A 20391-nucleotide genomic window follows, 5' to 3' on the forward strand; every position below is an offset into this window, starting at 1 on the left:
ATGTGGATATATCACCGTTATATGCCATGAAAATGATATGTTATAACATAATAAATTAAATGCAATCCCGATTCACAACGTGAGTGGAAGAAGAAACGGTCGTAAGAAGAGAACGGCGGACGTTAACGAGAGCGGTGAATTGAGTGGGCATTATCTGCATAGCAAAACCCCGCCGGGGAAGGCGGGGTTAGCGAGAAAATCGATAGCGCAAACGCGATCAGTATTCCCACGTATCCGGGTCGATACCCATTTCACGCATGATGATTTTCGCGGCTTCAGGAATTTCATCGCTGCGTTCTTTGCGCAGGTCTTCGTCATTCGGTAACGGTTGACCCGTGAACGCGTGCAGGAACGCCTCGCACAGCAGTTCGCTGTTGGTGGCATGGCGCAGGTTGTTCACCTGACGACGCGTGCGTTCGTCAGTCAGTATCTTTAATACTTTCAGAGGGATAGATACTGTTATCTTCTTGACTTGCTCGCTTTTTTTACCGTGTTCAGCGTAAGGGCTGACATACTCGCCGTTCCACTCAGCCATGGGATACCTTAAAAATTAATCTAATGAAGACAGCATCTGTCATGAAATGCCACGATTCTAACGGTTATTCTGCCTGTGCTCAATCTATACGCAAAGAGGTTTAGATGTCTAGATGTATTGACGTCCATTGAAACTGCGTTTACTCTTAAGTTCCTATCTTTTCAGCCTCCAGCCAGGAAATGAGCCGATGACGCGTAAACAGGCAACGATCGCAGTCCGCAGTGGGTTAAATGATGATGAACAGTATGGCTGCGTCGTTCCCCATTCACCTTTCCAGCACGTATAATTTTACCGGGTTCAACCAGCCACGCGCACACGACTATTCGCGGCGCGGCAACCCCACGCGTGATGTTGTACAGCGTGCGCTTGCCGAACTGGAAGGCGGCGCGGGTGCGGTAATGACGAGCAGCGGAATGTCGGCGATTATGCTGGTTTGCACGGTGTTCCTGCGTCCCGGCGATCTGCTGGTGGCGCCGCATGATTGCTACGGCGGCAGCTATCGTCTGTTTGATAGCCTGAGCAAGCGCGGCGCGTTTCGCGTCAAATTTGTCGATCAAAGTGATGCCGATGCGCTCAACGCGGCGCTGGCAGAAAAGCCGAAGCTGGTGCTGGTGGAAAGCCCGAGTAACCCTCTGCTGCGTGTCGTGGATATTGCCGCAATTTGTCAGGCCGCGCGGGAAGCGGGGGCGGTCAGCGTGGTGGATAACACCTTCCTGAGCCCGGCGCTGCAAAAGCCGCTAGAGCTGGGTGCCGATCTGGTTGTGCATTCCTGTACCAAATATCTGAACGGCCACTCTGATGTCGTCGCGGGTGCCGTGATTGCCAGAGATGCCGATACCATTACTGAACTGGCCTGGTGGGCGAACAATATCGGTGTCACGGGTGCGGCATTTGACAGTTATCTGTTGCTACGCGGCCTGCGTACGTTGGCACCGCGTATGGCCGCCGCGCAGCGTAACGCGCAACAAATCGTTGAGTTTTTACAGACGCAGCCATTGGTGAAGGCGCTGTACCATCCTTCACTGCCAAACAATCCCGGCCATGATATTGCCCGCCGTCAACAATCCGGTTTTGGCGCTATGCTAAGTTTTGAGCTGGATGGGGATGAAGACACGCTGCGGCGTTTTCTGGCGTCGCTGGAGCTGTTCACGCTGGCGGAATCGCTGGGCGGGGTTGAGAGTCTCATCTCTCATGCGGCAACGATGACGCACGCCGGTATGGCGCCAGAAGCGCGTGCCGCAGCGGGTATCTCTGAAACATTACTGCGTATTTCCACCGGCATTGAAGACGGCGATGATCTGGTTGCCGATCTGGATCGTGCGTTTCAAGCCGCAGCCAAGAGGTAAGAATGAGTGCATTAGGAGTAGCGCCATCGGTAACGGGCCGACAACTGCATAAGTTTGGCGGTAGCAGTCTGGCCGATGTGAAGTGTTACCTGCGCGTTGCCGGTATTATGGCGGAGTATAGCCACCCCGGTGATTTAATGGTGGTATCTGCCGCAGGCAGTACCACAAACCAGCTGATTAGCTGGTTGAAACTCAGTCAGAGCGATCGCCTGTCGGCGCATCAGGTGCAGCAGGCGTTACGCCGTTATCAAAGTGAGCTGATCGCCGGCCTTCTGCCTGCGCAAGCGGCAGAATCGCTGACCGCCCAGTTTATTCGCGATCTGGAGCGTTTGGCTACGCTGCTGGATGGCAAAATTACCGAGGCCGTTTACGCCGAAGTTGTCGGGCACGGTGAAATCTGGTCGGCCCGCCTGATGTCCGCGGTGTTGAATCAGCTGGATATGAATGCGGCCTGGCTGGATGCGCGCGATTTTCTCTGCGCGGAACGTGCCGCACAGCCGCAGGTTGATGAAGGCCGTTCCTGGCCGCTGTTGCAGCAATATCTGACGCAGCATGCGGGGCAGCGTTTGGTGGTCACCGGTTTTATCTGCCGCAATGACGCGGGTGAAACGGTACTGCTGGGGCGCAACGGAAGTGACTACTCAGCCACGCAAATTGGTGCGCTGGCTGGGGTGGAACGCGTGACCATCTGGAGCGACGTTGCCGGGGTTTATAGCGCCGATCCGCGCAAAGTGAAAGATGCCTGCCTGTTGCCGCTGCTGCGGTTAGATGAAGCCAGTGAGCTGGCGCGTCTGGCGGCGCCGGTACTGCATACCCGTACCTTGCAGCCCGTTTCCGGTAGCGATATCGACCTGCAATTGCGTTGCAGCTATCAGCCTGAACAGGGGTCGACGCGCATTGAACGCGTGCTGGCCTCGGGCACGGGCGCCAAAATTGTCACCAGCCACGATGACGTGTGCCTGATTGAAGTTCAGGTTCCTTCAGAACATGATTTCGCGCTACTGCAAAAAGAAGTCGAACAGCTTCTGAACCGTGCGCAGCTGAAACCGCTGGCAATCGGCGTTCATCAGGATCGTAACCTGTTGCAACTGTGCTACACCTCCGAAGTGGTGGATAGCGCGCTGCAACTGCTGGCGCAGGCCGCGCTGCCGGTTGAACTCAACCAGCGTGACGGACTGGCGATGGTCGCGATGGTCGGTGCGGGCGTGGGTAAAAATCCACTGCACAGCCACCGTTTCTATCAGCAGTTGAAAGACCAGCCGATTGAATTTGTCCGCCAGGCCGATGATGGCATCAGTCTGGTGGCGGTGCTGCGTGTCGGCCCGACAGAGCACCTGATTCGCGGGCTGCACCATTCACTATTCCGTGCAGAGAAGCGCATCGGTCTGGTGCTGTTCGGCAAAGGAAATATTGGTTCACGCTGGCTGGAACTGTTTGCGCGTGAGCAGAGCAATCTGTCTGCACGTACCGGCTTTGAGTTTGTTCTGGCTGGCGTGGTAGATAGTACGCGCAGCCTGCTGAACTATGATGGGTTGGATGCCAGCCGGGCGTTGGCCTTCTTTGAAAGTGAAGCGCAGGAGCGGGATGGTGAAGATCTGTTCCTGTGGATGCGTGCGCACCCCTTCGATGATTTGGTGGTGCTGGATGTCACTGCCAGTGATTCCGTCGCCGATCTGTATCTGGATTTCGCCAGCTATGGTTTCCATGTCATTAGCGCCAACAAGTTAGCCGGTGCATCCGGTGGCAATAACTATCGCCAGATCCGCGATGCGTTCGCGAAAACGGATCGCCACTGGTTGTATAACGCGACCGTCGGCGCAGGGTTGCCGGTCAACTTTGCGGTGCGCGATCTGCGGGAAAGCGGCGACAGTATTCTGGCGATTAGCGGGATTTTCTCCGGCACCCTCTCCTGGTTGTTCTTGCAGTTCGATGGCACCGTACCGTTCACCGATCTGGTCGATCAGGCTTGCCAGCAGGGGCTGACTGAGCCGGATCCGCGCGTTGACCTCTCTGGTCAGGACGTTATGCGCAAGCTGGTGATTCTGGCGCGTGAGGCCGGTTATGACATCGAACCTAGCCAGGTTCGGGTTGAGTCGCTGGTGCCGCCGGGCTGTGAACAGGGATCAGTCGATTACTTCTTCGAGAATGGCGATTCGCTGAACGAGCAGATGCTGCAACGTCTGGAAGCGGCACAGGAAATGGGCTTAGTTCTGCGTCACGTCGCACGCTTTGACAGCAATGGTAAAGCGCGTGTGGGCGTTGAAGCGGTTCGCCCCGATCATCCGCTGGCCTCGCTGCTGCCGGGTGATAACGTGTTTGCGATTGAAAGCCGCTGGTATCGGGATAACCCGCTTGTTATCCGTGGGCCGGGCGCGGGGCGCGATGTCACGGCGGGTGCGCTTCAATCTGACCTAAACCGTCTGGCGCAGTTGTTGTAGAACCTGCTGTAGTCGCGACATTATTGTTGGCCGTCTCCGTGCATTAGGAGATGGCCAATACTCAAGAGACCCATTCCCTCGTTTCCCTTCTCGCTAAAACGTTTTCGCTGCTATTTTCACCGTAATTCGTGTCATTGAAATGTCACGGTGACAACACGCCACTGACACGATCTCACCGCACAATCGGCGCATTGTTTGATTATCGCGGAATGCACAGCTGTGCAAAAAAATACTTCCCCTGCGGCAGCCCCGCACATTGTTATCGACCACCTACACGCTGGGTACGGCACGACCGCCGTATTGAACGATATCCATCTGGAGATCGCGCAGGGCGAATTCGTGGCGTTGCTCGGTTCATCAGGATGTGGCAAGACGACGTTACTGCGTACGGTCGCGGGGTTTTCATCGCCGCGTTCAGGGGCAATTCGCGTTAACGGGCAAGATATGACGCAAGCGCCACCGGAGAAACGCGGAATGGCGCTGGTGTTTCAGAGTTACGCACTGTGGCCGCATATGACGGTGGCACAACATATTGCTTACGGGCTGCGTTTGCGCCGCGTGCCGCGTGCGGAGATTGCCAGTCGCGTGGCGGAACTGGAAACCATGCTCGGGTTGACGGGGCTGAGCGCCCGTAAGCCTGCGGAGCTGTCCGGTGGGCAGCGTCAGCGCGTAGCCTTGGGCCGTGCACTGGCGGTGAGACCCGATATTTTGCTGCTGGACGAACCGCTCTCCAATCTGGATGCCCGCATTCGCCTACAGCTGCGCGATGAGATCCGTGCGCTGCAACAGCGGCTGGGATTGACGGCGATCCACGTGACGCACGATCGCGAAGAAGCGATGGTGATGGCGGATCGCATCGTGATTTTGAATCAGGGTCGCATCATGCAGGCGGGTAGCCCGCAAGAGGTGTACCACCATCCGGCCAGCGCGTTTGTCGCGGCGTTTATGGGCGCAGAAAACCGGCTGGTGCTGGAAGCGCGCTATGACGGTGAGACGCTAATGATCCCTGGGGATGCCGAAAGTCACTCGCTGGTGCCAGCGCATACGTCGCTACAGCCCGGCTCGATAGAAGCGCGCTTTCGTGCGGAAGCGGCTTGTCTTTACGATGCGGCAGAGGTTCCGCTCATCCAGCCCGGTATGTTGATGCGTTACGGTACGGTGCAGGCACAAAGTTACCCCGGTGGATACTGGTTGCATACGATTTCCAGCGGCTCTTGGCGGATACAGGTTCACGCTGCGCATCCGTATGCCATTGGGCAGCGGGTTGCGGTGCAGATCCCTGCCGAGGCGCTGTTTCTTTTCCCGCTGGCAGAACAGGCGATGTCTTCGCCAGCGGTACCGGATACCCCTTCACGTTATTCCTCGCTTCCCGGCCTGACGGCCTGATCCTGAATTGGAGACAAATGATATGAAACGCATTTTTGCTGCAACGCTGATGATGAGTACGCCACTGGCTGCTGTACAGGCTCAGGAATTAACGGTGTTGACGGCGGGTGACCAGAACATGGTCGACTATGTTAATGAGTATCTGGGGCCGCTGTTTGAGAAACAGCATCCCGGCGTAAAAGTACGCGCCGTCGGCACCGGACCGGGTGATGCGGGGTCGCAGAAGATTCTTGAGCGTTTCAATGCACAGCAGGCCGCGGGTGCCAAAGTCTGGGACACCGATGTGGCGGTCGTGCATGAGAAATTTGTCGGTCCAATGGTGCAAAAGGGCGACCTGCTGAAATATCGCGATGATATCGCCAGCGGCAAGCTGGTGAGCATGGCCGCGGCGGATAAAGCCATGGGGACGGACGTAAAAGGCTATGTCATGCCGATGTTCAGTAGCCAGACGGCGCTGGCCTATAACCCTGGCATGGTAGCGAATCCGCCTAAAAGCTATGACGAAATTCAACAGTGGGCTGCCGCGAATCCGAAAATGTTCGGCTATAACGGGATTAAAGGCGGTGCGTCGGGTGTGAGCTTCGTGATGGGCTGGATTTACGCTTACGGCGGCGATGCCCAGAAGCTGATGAACGGACCGTTTGATGAGACGGAAGCGAAGAAATGGCAGCCAGCGTTTGAACGCCTGAAAGCTTTTAACAAGAACGTGACGCTGACGCCGGGCAACGCTGGCACGCTCGATATGTTGAGCCGTGGCGAAATCGCGATGGGGCCGGTGTGGGTCGACATGTTCTACTCCTGGAAAGCGAGCGGACAACTGCCGGACAATTTCAAATTGCTGTTGCCTGCGCCCGGTATGCCGGGGCAGCCGATGCACTATGTCATCCCCGCGCAGGCACCGAATCGCGAGCTGGCTAAACAGTTTGTCGAACTGGCAACCAGCGCCAAAGTGCAGGCCGAAGGGATTGTGGAACGCTTTAACTGGTATCCGGGGATCGATGCCAAGTACGTTCAGGCTGAGCTGAAGCCCGCCGTATGGCAACGTCTGTTCACGGATGTGACGCCGGATGAGCTGGCGAGCAAAGGAAAAACGTTCCCTATCGCGCCTTATCACACCGCGATTCTGAACGCCTATGAGCAGGCGATGGCGAAATAGTGCCGCTGGCTTAGATACCCCTTAGCATCACATGCGCTCTGGCGGGATGAAGCCAGAGCGCGGAGACATTCATGTTGCACGTATCCCAATTTTCCTCCCGACTGGCGGGTATCGCGCTTGTGCTACCCGCGCTGGCGGTGGTGGCTGTCTGTTTTATCACGCCGCTGGGGCTGTCGGTTGGGGGCGCTTTTGTCAGTCAGAATGGCGTGGGCATTGATAATTTTGTCACGGCATTGACGCTGTATCTGCCCGATATCCTGTTTACCTTACTGATAGTGAGCCTCTCAACGCTGCTGATTGGCCTGCTATCGGTCATGATCGGCGGTTACCTGACGCTAGGGGAAAGCCCGCGTATGGTGGCGTTGCTGCGCTGTGTCTATCGCTGGCCCCTGTTTATTCCGTTTATCGTGACCGGGCAAATTTTACGCACGTTTCTGGCTAAGAACGGCTGGCTGAATGGCGCACTGGATACGCTCGGCATTGTCGATATGGCCAGTCCCAGCAACTGGCTGGACTGGCGTGGCATTGTGTTCGCCTTTGTCTGGAAACAGACGCCGTTTGTGGCGCTGCTGATCGCTGGTGCGATGGCGTCGCTGGATCGCACAATGATAGAGTCCGCCCGGAACTTAGGCGCGTCGCGCTTGCGTATCCTGTGTGAAATTGTGGTGCCTCAGGTTGGGCAAACGCTGCTCACCGGACTCATTCTCTCTTTTGTCACCATGATGTCGGTACTGTCTGTACCGATGATGATTAATGCCCAGTCGCCGACGATGTTAACCGCCAACATTGCCTTCCGCATTAACGCCTACGGAGATTATGGCGTGGCGAATGCGTTGGGGGTTATTTCCCTGCTGATGACCGGTCTGTTTGCCGTGATTTATCTCCGCTTGAACATGAGGGATAAAGCATGAAGAACGTACTGTGGTGGATCCCGAGAATGCTGATTCTGGGGACGCTGATCTTCTTGATCTTTGGGCCATTGGCTAACCTCTTGCTGTGGTCGGTGGCGGAAAAATGGTTCTACCCTCATCTGCTGCCTAATGACTGGGGCTTCGCCTTCTGGAAACGGGTGTTTTCACCGCGCGGGGTGGCTTGGGAAGCGCTAGGGAATAGCGTGCTGGTGGCGGTGTTTACGGTGCTGGCCTCGCTGTCGCTGGCAATTCCGGCTGGGTATGCACTGGCGCGTCTGCCGCTGCCTGCTCGTGGATTGATACTGCTGATATTCCTGATTCCACAGGCGTTTCCGAATTTGACGGTGTACGTCAATATCGCTCGCCTGTTCTATCAGTGGGGGCTGAACGGCACGCTGCTGGGTGTGGTGCTGGTCCACACGGTTCACGGGTTGGTGTTTGCCGTCTGGATTGCCTCGGCGGCGTTCTCGGCGGTGGGACGTGAAATGGAACAGGCGGCACGCTCGATTGGTGCCGGGCCGTGGCGTGCCTTTGTCGATATCACCCTGCCGCTGGCTATGCCGGGGCTGATGGCGTCTGCCATCTTTGTTTTCCTTGAGTCGCTGGATGAATTTACCGGCAGCTATTTCGTGGGGGCGCCGGATGTGCAGATGATGCCGTTACTGCTCTATACCGCCGGGGCGGGTGGCAACTACCAGATCGCTTCTATTACTGCGCTGGTGCTGCTGCTCCCTTCCGTGCTGTTCATGCTGGTGGTGGAACGTTTTTTGAAAGCCGACGTAATGGCAAGGATAGGGAAATGACGGTAGGTAAACAGGGATACGTCAGCGCACAGGATGTGGCGCGCCGGGCTGGCGTATCGCGCTCGGCGGTATCCCGTAGCTTTACCCCCGGCGCCAGTGTGTCGGCAGCTACCTATGCCAAAGTCATGACGGCGGCGCAGGAACTGGGTTATCAGGTTAACGATCTGGCGCGTGGCCTGCTGACGAACAGCAGCCGTCTGGTTGGGCTGGTGGTGACACACCCCGAGGTTGGGTTTCGTGCCAATCTGGTTGCGGAACTGTCGCAGGCGTTAATTCAACGCGGCTCAATTCCCGTTCTCATCAATACCAGCCATGTGCGGGAAGCGATGGCGGCCGCGCGCTCCATTCTATTTGGGCATCGTGCGGAAGCGACGATTGTGCTTTCCGGCTCGCCGCCAAAAGAATTTGTCGAACTGGCGCAGCTAAATGGCCAGCCGCTGATTGTTATTGGGCGGCACGAACCGGCGTGTGACAGCGTACACATCGATAATGACACCGCCGCGCGTATGGCAGCGCGGCTGTTTGCCTCATCGGGCAGGACACGTCTGGCTTTGGCCGGAGCGGCGTCGGCAACGCCCAATATTATTGAACGCGAGCAGGCGTTTTGTGAGGAGGCACGCGCGTTAGGGCTGCCCGTGGCCGTAGTGCGCGGTACTGATACAGATTATGACGATGGACTGGCAGTGGGGCAGAAGCTGTTTTCGCTCCCGGAAAGCGTCAGACCAGATGCGGTGTTCTGTGTTAACGATTTAGTCGCGTTCGGCGTGCTCGATCGCGCAAAGCAGTGTGGGCTTGCCGTTCCGCAGGATCTTATGGTCATCGGGTTTGATGATATTCCGGCCGCGGGGTGGGATGCCTATGCGTTGACGACATTTCGTCAGGATCCCGCAACGATGGCAGCGCAGGCGTTGGCGTTGCTCGATCGACGCCAGTCTCAGGTACAAGAACCCGCGTGTAGAGCGAAAGTGGCTGCCCCGCTAATCCGCCGCCAGTCGGCGTAACGGTAGTGACGGGCGAGAGCCCGTAGATAGTGAGAACCGAGGATAATATGAAACTGATTCAGCTCTCCGACCTCCATCTGACCGCGCAAGGCGGCAATTTGCATGGTCGCGATCCCGAGCAGCAGTTGAAGGCGGCGATTGCCGATATCAACGCACACCACCGCGATGCCGATTTGGTGGTTATCTCAGGCGATCTGTCCGATGACGGCAGTGTGGCATCCTATACGTTTCTGGCTACGGCGTTGGCTGAATTGCAGCTTCCCTGGCGTGTGACGATGGGGAATCACGACGACCGAGAGGTGTTTTTGGCTCAGTTCCCGACGCTGGCGGATGAAAATGGGTTTGTGCAGAACTCGACGTCTGTGGGGGATGATTGCGTCATTCTGCTGGACTCGTTGCAGGCCGGCGAGGTAGCCGGAACGCTGTGTTCTGCGCGGCTGTCGTGGCTTGAGCGACAGCTTCAGGCTGCGGAAAGCAAGAATGTGTTCCTGTTCCTGCACCATCCTCCAATGTCGATCGGGCTTCCGGCACTGGATAGCGTTCGATTGGCTTCCGAGGCGGCAGACGCGCTGTATCAGGTGTGCCATCGTTTCGGCAATGTGCGGCATATTTCCGCAGGGCACGTCCATCGGCCTGCCAGCGGCGGCTGGCGAGGCATATCGTTCAGCACGGTACGCGGCACCAACCATCAGTCCGCCCTGCGTTTCGCGCCCGGATTTGAAACCAGTCTGGAAGCCCCGCAGTACGCCATTTTTCTGACGACAGAAGAAGGTCATACTGTACATTTTCATGATTTCCCCTGTGGCTGAGGGTGTATCCTCTTTCGCTCATGTAGCCTGAGAGATGGTTTCGTGCGTCACAATCCCGCCATTTTCATGCTACCTCGTAGCACACGCCCGATACGGGGCGGCTCAGCGCCGCTCGCCCCGTGACCCCTGGCTTTCCGGCGCAAATTATGCCGCTAACGCGGTGCCTTCGTCGGTATTAGGCTTAACGGACCGCTTGCGACACGTTCCCTACGTGGCGCAAGCTTGAGCCGCGTCCCTGCGGCTCATCCTAAGCCTGCTATCTCCTCAGCATAATTTTTTACGCCGGATAACGGCAAAACCCACGACATCTCTGGGGTTTGCGTATAAAAGTCACCACGCCTGATCCATCATGAACTTTTTTCATTTATCGTGAGCAATCATCACGGCTTGCGTGCTGAAAAGCGTTGACTCTTTAAGTAGATTACGTCATTTTCTATATAGACGTCTAAACGTATAGACGTTTGGCGAATGATAATAACAATCACGGTCAACGGGGTAGCAGGTATGAGCTTTTTTCACGCAAACCAGCGGGAAGCGCTGAATCAAAGTCTGGCGGAATTACAGGGACGGATTAATGTGTCGTTCGAGTTTTTCCCGCCGCGTACCAGCGATATGGAAGAAACTCTGTGGAGCTCTATCGATCGACTGAGCAGCCTGAAGCCCAAGTTTGTTTCCGTGACCTACGGGGCGAATTCCGGCGAGCGTGACCGTACTCATAGCATTATCAAAACGATCAAAGAACGTACCGGTCTGGAAGCGGCGCCTCACCTGACTTGTATTGATGCGTCGCGTGAACAGCTGCGTGAAATTGCTCAGGATTACTGGCAGAGCGGTATCCGCCATATTGTCGCGCTGCGTGGCGATTTGCCGCCAGAAGGTGGTAAACCGGACATGTATGCGGCGGATCTGGTTTCCCTGCTGAAAGAGGTTGGCGATTTCGATATTTCCGTTGCCGCCTATCCTGAAGTGCACCCTGAAGCGAAAAGCGCACAGGCTGACCTGATTAACCTGAAACACAAGATTGATGCCGGCGCGAATCGCGCGATCACACAGTTCTTTTTCGACGTAGAAAGCTACCTGCGATTCCGTGACCGCTGTGTAGCGACGGGTATTGATGTAGAAATTGTGCCAGGCATCCTGCCCGTGTCGAATTTCAAGCAATTGCAGAAGTTTGCCACGATGACCAACGTCCGCGTGCCAAACTGGATGACGGCCATGTTTGACGGCCTGGATAACGATCCCGAAACCCGCAAAATGGTGGGGGCGTCTATCGCGATGGACATGGTGAAAATTCTCAGCCGCGAAGGCGTAAAAGATTTCCATTTCTATACGCTGAACCGTGCTGAGCTGAGCTACGCGATTTGCCATACACTGGGCGTCCGCCCTGATGTGGCACGCTGAGGCGACGCGCAACATTTCAGGAAGAACGAGGCCGCAGCGGTGATGGAGAATGACGGTATCGGAATACCTTTCAACGTCACTTACCGCGGCCATGAAAAGAGGGACTTTCAGGGATGAGATTCCTATCCAGCGATTTTAGCTTAGCCGTTGGAGACTGAATCGCTTTCCTATCACCTTACTGACCGCCGCTTTACAAGCCTCCAATCCCTATCCGCTTTCCACTGATTCACATGATACATTCTCAGACTACGCATCAAATTTCCTCGCATTCATCATGCTTGCCTGACTGAGAGACACAAAATGCTGTCATCGTCAAATCACTTGAATATATTAGCCTGCTCGGTATAGCGTTACAGGTGGCTGGAATAAGCCGACACGCTTCGGTGGGATATATTATTCATTTTGGATGTTGATAGAAATTGTCGTTCATTGATATCCTATCTATCGCTGTTAGCTATCATAATAAGGAGAATAATAATGAATATTCGGGATTTAGAGTATCTTGTCGCGCTGGCAGAACATCGGCACTTTCGGCGTGCGGCAGATTCCTGCCATGTGAGTCAGCCAACACTCAGTGGACAGATTCGTAAACTGGAAGATGAACTCGGCGTGATGCTACTGGAGCGAACCAGTCGTAAAGTCTTGTTTACCCAAGCGGGGCTGCTGCTGGTCGAGCAGGCACGAACGGTATTACGCGAGGTCAAGGTACTAAAAGAGATGGCGAGCCAGCAGGGGGAAAACATGTCCGGGCCTCTGCATATCGGCCTGATCCCCACGGTGGGGCCTTATCTGCTGCCGCAAATTATTCCGATGCTGCATCGCACCTTCCCCAAACTCGAAATGTATCTGCACGAAGCGCAAACCCATCAACTGCTCGCGCAATTGGACAGCGGCAAACTGGACTGTGCCATTCTGGCGATGGTGAAAGAATCTGAAGCCTTTATCGAAGTTCCTCTGTTTGACGAGCCGATGAAGCTGGCCATTTATCAGGATCACCCTTGGGCGAACCGCGAACGCGTGGCGATGTCCGATCTGGCGGGTGAAAAGCTGCTGATGCTGGAAGATGGCCACTGCCTGCGCGACCAGGCCATGGGCTTCTGTTTTCAGGCGGGGGCGGATGAAGATACGCATTTCCGGGCAACCAGCCTGGAGACGTTGCGTAATATGGTTGCAGCGGGAAGCGGTATTACACTGCTGCCGTCGTTGTCGGTCCCGCGCGAACGCGAACGCGATGGCGTCTGCTATTTACCGTGCTATAAACCGGAGCCCAAGCGCACTATCGCGCTGGTGTATCGCCCCGGTTCACCGCTGCGCGGACGCTATGAGCAACTTGCTGATACCATCCGCGAGCATATGCAGGGCTATATGGAAAACCTGTCAAAATAAGCGGTTCAATCCGTTCAGCGCCGCCACACGGTAAGCTTCTGCCATGGTTGGATAGTTGAAGGTGGTATTAACGAAGTATTCGATAGTATTACCTTCACCTTTTTGTTCCATGATGGCCTGCCCGATGTGGATAATCTCAGCGGCGCGCTCACCAAAGCAGTGAATACCCAAAATCTGTTTCGTTTCGCGGTGAAACAGAATCTTCAAACTCCCCACGTTCATCCCGACAATCTGCGCCCGTGCCAGATGTTTGAACTGCGCGCGCCCGACTTCATAAGGCACTTTCATCGCGGTAAGCTCTTGTTCGGTTTTCCCCACGGAGCTGATTTCTGGGATGGTATAAATGCCGGTTGGAATATCTTCGATGAGATGCGCGCTGGCATCGCCTTTGATAATCGCCTGCGCGGCGAGCCGGCCCTGATCGTACGCCGCTGATGCCAGGCTAGGATAGCCGATGACATCACCAATCGCATAAATATGCGCCAGCGCCGTCTGGTACATGCTGTTGACCTTGAGCTGGCCGCGGCTGTCGGTGCTCAGGCCAATATTCTCCAGCCCCAGCGTTTCCGTATTCCCCGTGCGTCCGTTGGCATAGAGCAGGCAGTCTGCCTTCATCTTTTTGCCTGATTTCAGATTGACGATGACGCCGTCGGACAGCCCTTCAATACTTTCGAACTCTTCGTTGTGGCGGATAACCACGCCGTTATTCCAGAAGTGATAGGACAGCGCATCCGACATTTCCTGATCGAGAAACGCCAGCAGCCTGTCGCGGGTATTGATTAAATCGACCTTAACGCTCAGGCCGCGAAAGATAGAGGCATATTCGCAGCCAATCACGCCCGCGCCATAGATGATGACGTGCTGGGGCTCATGGTCGAGTTGCAGAATAGAGTCGCTGTCGTAAATACGCGGGTGGTTGAAGTCGACTTCTGCCGGATGGTACGGACGTGAGCCTGTCGCGATAATGATATTGGCGGCGGTCAGCGTTTCATGGGTGTTGTCTGGGTAGTGAACGGCAATCGTATGGGCGTCGATGAAGCTGGCCTCGCCGGAGAACAACTCGCACTGGTTACGCTCATAAAACCCTTGTCGCATACGGGTTTGCTGACCGATGACGCTGTCGGCATGGCGTAGAATATCGGAAAATGAGGAGCGGATAATGCGGGAGTTGTCACTGTAGAGGGGATTTTGATTGAACTCGATAATGCGGCTGACGGCGTGGCGGAGGGCTTTGGAAGGAATCGTACCCCAGTGGGTACAGCCGCCGCCGACATTGTAGTGACGTTCAATCACCGCAATTTTGGCGCCGTGCTTGGCTAATCCCATTGCTGCACCTTCACCGCCGGGACCGGAGCCAATCACAATGGCATCATAATCGTATTGATGTTGTAGAGTCATGGTAGGTTAAACCTGTTTTTATACAAAATAATAACGTGGCCTTAACATCGTGCGATTGTAACATCGACTGCGGCAGAACCCAATCATCCCTGCCTTTACTATGGAAACAGATTCTCACATTCTTAATATGGCAAACTTTGTCTCATTCTGCGGACAATAAAGTTTGCTATAGTGCCCCTTTGGAAAGGGGAGTAGATCATTTGGGCAGCATAATGGGTGTCAGAGCACAACAAAAAGAACGGACTCGTCGTTCCCTTATTGAAGCTGCATTTAGCCAGTTAAGCGCTGAGCGTAGTTTTGCCAGCCTGAGTCTGCGTGAGGTTGCCCGTGAAGCGGGTATCGCGCCGACATCTTTCTATCGTCATTTTCGTGACGTGGATGAACTGGGGCTGACAATGGTTGACGAAAGCGGGCTGATGCTGCGTCAGTTAATGCGACAGGCTCGGCAGCGTATTGCCAAGACCGGTAGCGTAATCAGGACGTCGGTTTCCACCTTCATGGAATTTATCGGCAATAATCCTAATGCGTTCCGGCTGTTGCTGCGTGAACGTTCAGGGACGTCGGCGGCCTTTCGTGCGGCAGTCGCGCGCGAAATTCAGCATTTCATCGCGGAACTGGCGGATTATCTTGAGGTGGAAAACCATATTCCCCGCAGCTTTGCGGAAGCGCAGTCAGAAGCGATGGTGACCATTGTGTTCAGCGCGGGAGCAGAGGCGTTGGATGTTTCTTTGGAACAGCGTAAACAGCTGGAAGAACGACTGGTACTGCAACTGCGGATGATCGCCAAAGGGGCGTATTACTGGTACAGAAAAGAACACGATAGTAGTTTTACCGTGCCATAAATCCTCTATACCAACAACATGAAAAGGGAGAAACCATGACAGAAAAACCTCACCAAGAAAAAGGTACGCTGGTGCTGGCGTTGATTGCGGGCTTATCCGTCAATGGCGCATTCGCCGCCTTGTTTAGCAGTATTGTTCCGTTCTCGATTTTTCCCCTGATTGCGCTGGTATTGTCCATTTACTGCCTGCATCAACGTTATTTGCATCACAGTATGCCGGAAGGCATTCCGATGCTGGCAGCAGCCAGTTTTCTGCTGGGATTATTGATCTACAGTGCCATCGTGCGTGTGGAATATCCCGCTATTGGCTCGAACTTTATTCCCTCGATCCTGTGCGTGGCATTGGTTTTCTGGATTGGCCTGAAACTGCGCCGCAAAAAAGCCACGGAGTCAGTTTCAGCAGAAGAGAGTGATACGCTGTAACAGGTGTGCTCTGGCGGGGTGACCCGCCAGTTGATGTGCGGTTACTGACGCTTTTCTAACAGCACGCCACACTCCATATGGTGGGTGTAAGGGAATTGATCGAACAGTGCCAGACGGCGAATGTCGTGGGTTTCTGAGAGCGTTTGCAGGTTATGGCTCAGCGTTTCCGGGTTGCAGGAAATATAAAGAATACGTGGATACGCCTGAACCAGTTTCACCGTTTCGTCATCCAGTCCGCTGCGCGGCGGGTCAACAAAAATGGTCTCGCACTGGTAGCTCGTCAGATCGATGCCCTGCAAGCGGTTAAACTGACGTACCCCCTGCATAGCTTGCGTGAATTCTTCTGCCGCCATACGGATAATCTGCACGTTCTCTATCTGGTTCGCGGCGATATTATATTGTGCTGCCGCAACGGATGGCTTGGCGATCTCGGTGGCCAGTACGCGTTCGAAATTTCTTGCCAGCGCGAGTGAAAAATTGCCGTTACCGCAATACAGCTCCAGCAAATCCCCTGTCGACCCTGCCGTCGCGTCCAGCGCCCACTCCAGCATCTGAATATTGATTGCCGCATTCGGCTGCGTGAAGCTGTTTTCTACCTGGCGGTAAATCATATCCCGACCCGCAACCGGCAGACATTCATCAACATAATCGCGGTCGAGGCAGATTTTGGTTTTTGTCGCACGACCAATCAACTGTAGACGGAACCCCTGCGCCGTCAGGCTATCGCGCAGCGCGCGGGCATGAGCCTGCCACTCCTCGTCCAGAGTGCGGTGATACAGCAGCGAAACGATCACTTCGCCGCTCAGGGTAGACAGATAGTCTATCTGGAACAGTTTGCGGCGTAGAACGGAATCGGGCTGGATTGCAGCAAGCAGCGCCGGCATCAGGCGGTTGATCAACTCGCTGGCTGCCGGAAAGCGATCGACCCGAATGCGCTGTTTGGTTTGCTGGTCAAACATGATGTGGTAAAGCTCATCACCCTCGTGCCAGATACGGAACTCGGCGCGCATCCGATAGTGGCTGACGGGAGAACGAAAGACGGCAGGTTCCGGTGCATTGAACGGTGCCATCAGCCCACGCAGACGCTCGGTTTTCTCTACAAGCTGGTCGTCGTATTGTTCGATGGGCAGGATCTCTGGCGTCATGGTTTTCTCGTCTGAACAGCGTCTAAAAGGGTGTTATTGGCCGGGAATTGTAGGGAATTCGGCCAGGATGTCCAGTTTTGTTACGTGATTATCCTGTAGTGATATAGAAGTCTAGACTTCCACAATTCGCGATTGTAGGATGAGCATCCGGTCTTGTAACACAAGTCAAAAGGGAATCCAGTGTAAATCTGGAGCTGACGCGCAGCGGTAAAGAAAGCCCCGGCGATAGCATTATTATGCAGACACTGTTATGTACCCTAAATAATTCGAGTTTCAGGCAGGCGGCAAGAGAGGGACAAATTCGTCGGGAACGAATTTGACCAGCCAACGGCTGGCCTTCGGTGAGAGACAGGATGTCTCTCATTTCATCCCGATGAGCTTACTCAAGTAAGTGATTCGGGTGAGTGAACGCAGCCAACGCACATGCAACTTGAAGTATGACGGGTATAGATGGGAAGTCATCGCTTTCGTTGTATCCCTTACCGTTGACGGTTTGTGGTAACAACGGCATCCAAGCCCGAAGACCTGCCGGAATACGTCGCAATTGGCTCTGCATATCGCGTGCTATTAACAGAGCCTGCGGCATCCTTATTATTTCTCGGATGCTTTAACAATGATTAAAAAAGTTTCGCTGCTGACAGTGCTTTCTGTCACGGCATTTTCTGGCTGGGCGCAGGAAAACCAAAATTCGCCATCGGAAAAAAATGCCGATGACATGGTCGTAACGGCAAATCGTTTCGCACAGCCGGTTTCTTCGGTGTTGGCACCCACTACCGTAGTGACAAGAGAAGATATCGACCGCTGGCAGGCCAAGTCGCTCAATGATGTGATGCGTCGTTTACCGGGAGTAGATATTGCTGAGAGTGGTGGCCGAGGACAACTTGGTTCGATGTTTATTCGTGGCAGCAATTCTAACCATGTATTGGTGCTGGTTGACGGCGTTCGTCTTGCCTCTGCAGGAGTCTCTGGCAGTGTTGACTTCAGTCAGATACCTATGTCGTTAGTACAGCGTATTGAATATATTCGTGGTCCTCGTTCTGCTGTGTACGGTTCTGATGCTATCAGTGGCGTCATCAATATTATTACTGAACGTGCTCAGGATGGAGGCGTGCTAAATGCTGGTTACGGTTCTCATGCTTATCAAAACTATGATGGTTCAGTACGTGGTCATGTGAGTGACAATACCGTTGTCAGTGTTGCAGGAAGCTATGAAGCTACCCATGGATATAATGTCTATCCTTCCTCGCCTTGGCCAGCTGACAGAGATAATGATGGTTATCGCAGCAAATCTTTTTGGGGATCGCTGGAACAGCGTTTCTCTGAAAATACTTCCGGTTTTCCGTGCCTATGGATATGACAATAATACGGATTATGATGTTGTTGGTACCTATCAAGGAAATGATAAGCGTTATTTGAATACTCGAAATTATGACGCGGGTCTGAAGTTCAACGAAGGTATATATTCAAGCCAATTAATTGCTAGTTACCAAACCTATGATGATCTCAATTTTAATGATGTGACCGGAAAATATAACGGCACGATTACGCAAATTGAGCAACGTAATCTGCAATGGGGCAATGTCTTCAATGTAGGAAATGGTAGCGTAAGTGTCGGAACTGACTGGCGCAATGAACGAGCGCAACCAGGAGGCAGCGCCGCCTATAATCAGGCTCATAGCCGTGACAATACAGGCATCTATTTAACGACTCAGCAGCAGTTTGGTTCTGTTACGTTAGAGGGCGCTGTTCGTGGTGATGATAATCAACAATATGGCCGACATGGCACGTGGCAAACCGGTGCTGCATGGGAGTTTGTTGACGGTTATCGAATTATAGGTTCTTACGGTACGGCGTTTAAAGCGCCAACGTTTGACAAGATATATGACACGGCATATTCGCAGGGAAATCCCAATTTATCGCCTGAAGAAAGTAAGCAGTGGGAACTTGGCGTGGAAGGCTTAAGTGGCCCGGTGAACTGGCGGGTGTCCGGCTACCGTAATGAAGTTGATAACCTCATTAACTTTCGTTCACTCCCTCTGGGCCAGAGTACCTACGATAATATCGGTAAAGCGGTAATGACCGGTGCGGAGTTTACTGCGGCCTATGATACATGGTGGTTGTCGCATCAGGTGACTCTGGAATATTTGGATGCCAAAGATAAAACGACAGATAAAGCTTTAGCGCGTCGTGCCCATAAGAAAGCGAAGTATGAGCTTTCAACTATGTTAAACGATGTGAACATGTCGCTAACGTGGCTTTACCAAGGTGCTCGCTCTGATTCGGATTTCGATCCTGTCACTTTCCAGCCTAAACCCGTCAAACTAGGTGGCTATAGCCTTTGGAATCTCGCTGCCTCATATCCGATCACCTCTCATCTGACAGTTCGTGGTAGAATCGCCAACCTGTTTGATAAAGATTATGAGACGGCATATGGCTACCGCACGGCAGGGCGAGAATACTATCTCACCGGAAGCTATACCTTCTAACCTGCCATCCCGTCCTACGGTTCTGGTCTTCGATTCCGGCGTAGGCGGGCTGTCTGTTTATGATGAAATCCGGCAACTCTTGCCGGATCTTCACTATATATACGCATTCGATAACGAAGCGTTTCCCTATGGTGAGAAATCACAGCAGTTTATTATCGAGCGCGTGGTTGAGATTGTTAACGCAGTTCAACTACGCCATCAGCTCGCACTGGTTGTGATTGCCTGTAATACGGCGAGTACGATTTCCCTTCCAGCGTTACGTGAGCGTTTTGCTTTCCCTGTCGTGGGCGTCGTTCCTGCGGTGAAGCCGGCAGCTAAGCTGACGCGCAACGGCGTTGTTGGCCTACTGGCGACGCGCGCAACGGTTCAGCGCCCCTATACGTACGAACTGATTGCCCGTTTTGCGACGGATTGCCAGATTTTGTCGCTGGGGTCGTCAGAGCTGGTTGAATTGGCAGAAGCGAAATTGCAGGGGGAGACGATTTCCATTTCCGAACTGCAAAAAATCCTGCGTCCCTGGCTGCGTTTACCGGAGCCGCCAGATACGGTTGTACTAGGTTGTACGCATTTTCCGTTGTTAGCAGAAGAGCTGAAAGCGGCATTGCCAGATGGCACGCGTCTTGTCGATTCCGGTGCTGCTATCGCCAGAAGAACCGCGTGGCTCATTGCCAATCTGGATAATCCACCGCTTTCGACAGATAAGAATCTGGTTTATTGCCTGGCGATTACACCTAAAGTCGCTACGCTGTGGCCAATATTGCAGCGTTATGGCTTCGATTCGCTGGAAAAACTGCCACTTTGATAGCCTTATGGGTAAATAGTAGACAAACGATAATTTTTTTGCATTTAGCGCTTGTCAGGCGGCGAGAAGTCCCTATAATGCGCCTCCACTGACACGGCAACAGCGACACGCGGTTGCGGTAACA

General features: G+C 54.1%; 15 protein-coding genes, 2 pseudogenes and 1 riboswitch. Of the genes and pseudogenes, 14 read left to right on the forward strand and 3 right to left on the reverse strand.

Going from position 1 to position 20391, the window contains the following annotated elements:
• Positions 1 to 217: 217 nt before the first annotated feature.
• Positions 218 to 535, reverse strand: coding sequence for a met regulon transcriptional regulator MetJ (metJ, locus tag NAL19_RS00860; RefSeq protein ID WP_005973355.1), 318 nt, complete (start codon positions 533 to 535; stop codon positions 218 to 220).
• Between the two features lie 187 nt (positions 536 to 722).
• Here metJ and metB point away from each other — a divergent pair.
• The 10 genes and pseudogenes from metB to oxyR all read left to right on the forward strand — a co-directional run bounded on the left by metB (position 723) and on the right by oxyR (position 13172).
• Positions 723 to 1881: pseudogene (gene metB / locus NAL19_RS00865) on the forward strand (cystathionine gamma-synthase).
• A gap of 2 nt (positions 1882 to 1883) precedes the next feature.
• Positions 1884 to 4319 (forward strand): bifunctional aspartate kinase/homoserine dehydrogenase II, encoded by a 2436-nt coding sequence (locus NAL19_RS00870; protein ID WP_263058505.1) that lies wholly within the window; start codon positions 1884 to 1886, stop codon positions 4317 to 4319.
• Positions 4320 to 4538: 219 nt separating this feature from the next.
• On the forward strand, positions 4539 to 5705 hold the full coding sequence (locus tag NAL19_RS00875) for an ABC transporter ATP-binding protein (RefSeq protein WP_263058506.1): 1167 nt from the start codon (positions 4539 to 4541) through the stop codon (positions 5703 to 5705).
• Between the two features lie 22 nt (positions 5706 to 5727).
• On the forward strand, positions 5728 to 6861 hold the full coding sequence (locus NAL19_RS00880; protein ID WP_411561412.1) for an extracellular solute-binding protein: 1134 nt from the start codon (positions 5728 to 5730) through the stop codon (positions 6859 to 6861).
• A 71-nt stretch (positions 6862 to 6932) separates the two neighbouring features.
• The gene (locus tag NAL19_RS00885) at positions 6933 to 7772 is read left to right on the forward strand and encodes an ABC transporter permease (protein ID WP_263058507.1); all 840 of its coding nucleotides are present in this window, start codon (positions 6933 to 6935) and stop codon (positions 7770 to 7772) included.
• Positions 7769 to 8575 (forward strand): ABC transporter permease, encoded by an 807-nt coding sequence (locus NAL19_RS00890; RefSeq protein ID WP_263058508.1) that lies wholly within the window; start codon positions 7769 to 7771, stop codon positions 8573 to 8575. The genes NAL19_RS00885 and NAL19_RS00890 overlap by 4 nt, the downstream gene beginning before the upstream one ends.
• Positions 8572 to 9576 (forward strand): LacI family DNA-binding transcriptional regulator, encoded by a 1005-nt coding sequence (locus NAL19_RS00895; RefSeq protein ID WP_263058509.1) that lies wholly within the window; start codon positions 8572 to 8574, stop codon positions 9574 to 9576. Before NAL19_RS00890 ends, NAL19_RS00895 begins: the two co-directional genes overlap by 4 nt.
• 47 nt (positions 9577 to 9623) lie before the next feature.
• A complete protein-coding gene (locus NAL19_RS00900; RefSeq protein ID WP_263058510.1) occupies positions 9624 to 10385 on the forward strand; it encodes a phosphodiesterase in 762 nt (253 codons plus the stop codon).
• Positions 10386 to 10889: 504 nt separating this feature from the next.
• On the forward strand, positions 10890 to 11786 hold the full coding sequence (metF, locus tag NAL19_RS00905; protein WP_180743861.1) for a methylenetetrahydrofolate reductase: 897 nt from the start codon (positions 10890 to 10892) through the stop codon (positions 11784 to 11786).
• A 477-nt stretch (positions 11787 to 12263) separates the two neighbouring features.
• Positions 12264 to 13172: a DNA-binding transcriptional regulator OxyR gene (gene oxyR / locus NAL19_RS00910; protein WP_263058511.1), complete on the forward strand. Its 909-nt coding sequence runs from the start codon at positions 12264 to 12266 to the stop codon at positions 13170 to 13172.
• Here the strand turns inward: oxyR and sthA are convergent.
• Positions 13164 to 14570, reverse strand: coding sequence for a Si-specific NAD(P)(+) transhydrogenase (gene sthA / locus NAL19_RS00915; RefSeq protein WP_225086512.1), 1407 nt, complete (start codon positions 14568 to 14570; stop codon positions 13164 to 13166). The genes oxyR and sthA overlap by 9 nt on opposite strands.
• 212 nt (positions 14571 to 14782) lie before the next feature.
• Between sthA and fabR the strand changes: the two genes are divergently transcribed.
• Positions 14783 to 15412: an HTH-type transcriptional repressor FabR gene (fabR, locus tag NAL19_RS00920; RefSeq protein ID WP_010308157.1), complete on the forward strand. Its 630-nt coding sequence runs from the start codon at positions 14783 to 14785 to the stop codon at positions 15410 to 15412.
• A 35-nt stretch (positions 15413 to 15447) separates the two neighbouring features.
• Positions 15448 to 15834, forward strand: coding sequence for a YijD family membrane protein (locus NAL19_RS00925; RefSeq protein ID WP_225086513.1), 387 nt, complete (start codon positions 15448 to 15450; stop codon positions 15832 to 15834).
• 41 nt (positions 15835 to 15875) lie between these two features.
• Here the strand turns inward: NAL19_RS00925 and trmA are convergent, their stop codons facing one another.
• On the reverse strand, positions 15876 to 16979 hold the full coding sequence (gene trmA / locus NAL19_RS00930) for a tRNA (uridine(54)-C5)-methyltransferase TrmA (protein ID WP_263058512.1): 1104 nt from the start codon (positions 16977 to 16979) through the stop codon (positions 15876 to 15878).
• Between the two features lie 131 nt (positions 16980 to 17110).
• Positions 17111 to 17527, forward strand: a riboswitch (cobalamin riboswitch).
• Positions 17528 to 17592: 65 nt separating this feature from the next.
• Here trmA and btuB point away from each other — a divergent pair.
• Positions 17593 to 19465 (forward strand): annotated as a pseudogene (btuB, locus tag NAL19_RS00935) (TonB-dependent vitamin B12 receptor BtuB).
• Complete coding sequence (gene murI, locus NAL19_RS00940) at positions 19410 to 20267, forward strand: glutamate racemase (protein WP_225086516.1); 858 nt, start codon at positions 19410 to 19412, stop codon at positions 20265 to 20267. The pseudogene btuB and the gene murI overlap by 56 nt, the downstream one beginning before the upstream one ends.
• The last annotated feature ends 124 nt before the right edge of the window (positions 20268 to 20391 follow it).

The sequence above is a fragment of the Pectobacterium sp. F1-1 genome (genome assembly GCF_025643735.1).
GTDB lineage: Bacteria > Pseudomonadota > Gammaproteobacteria > Enterobacterales > Enterobacteriaceae > Pectobacterium > Pectobacterium colocasium.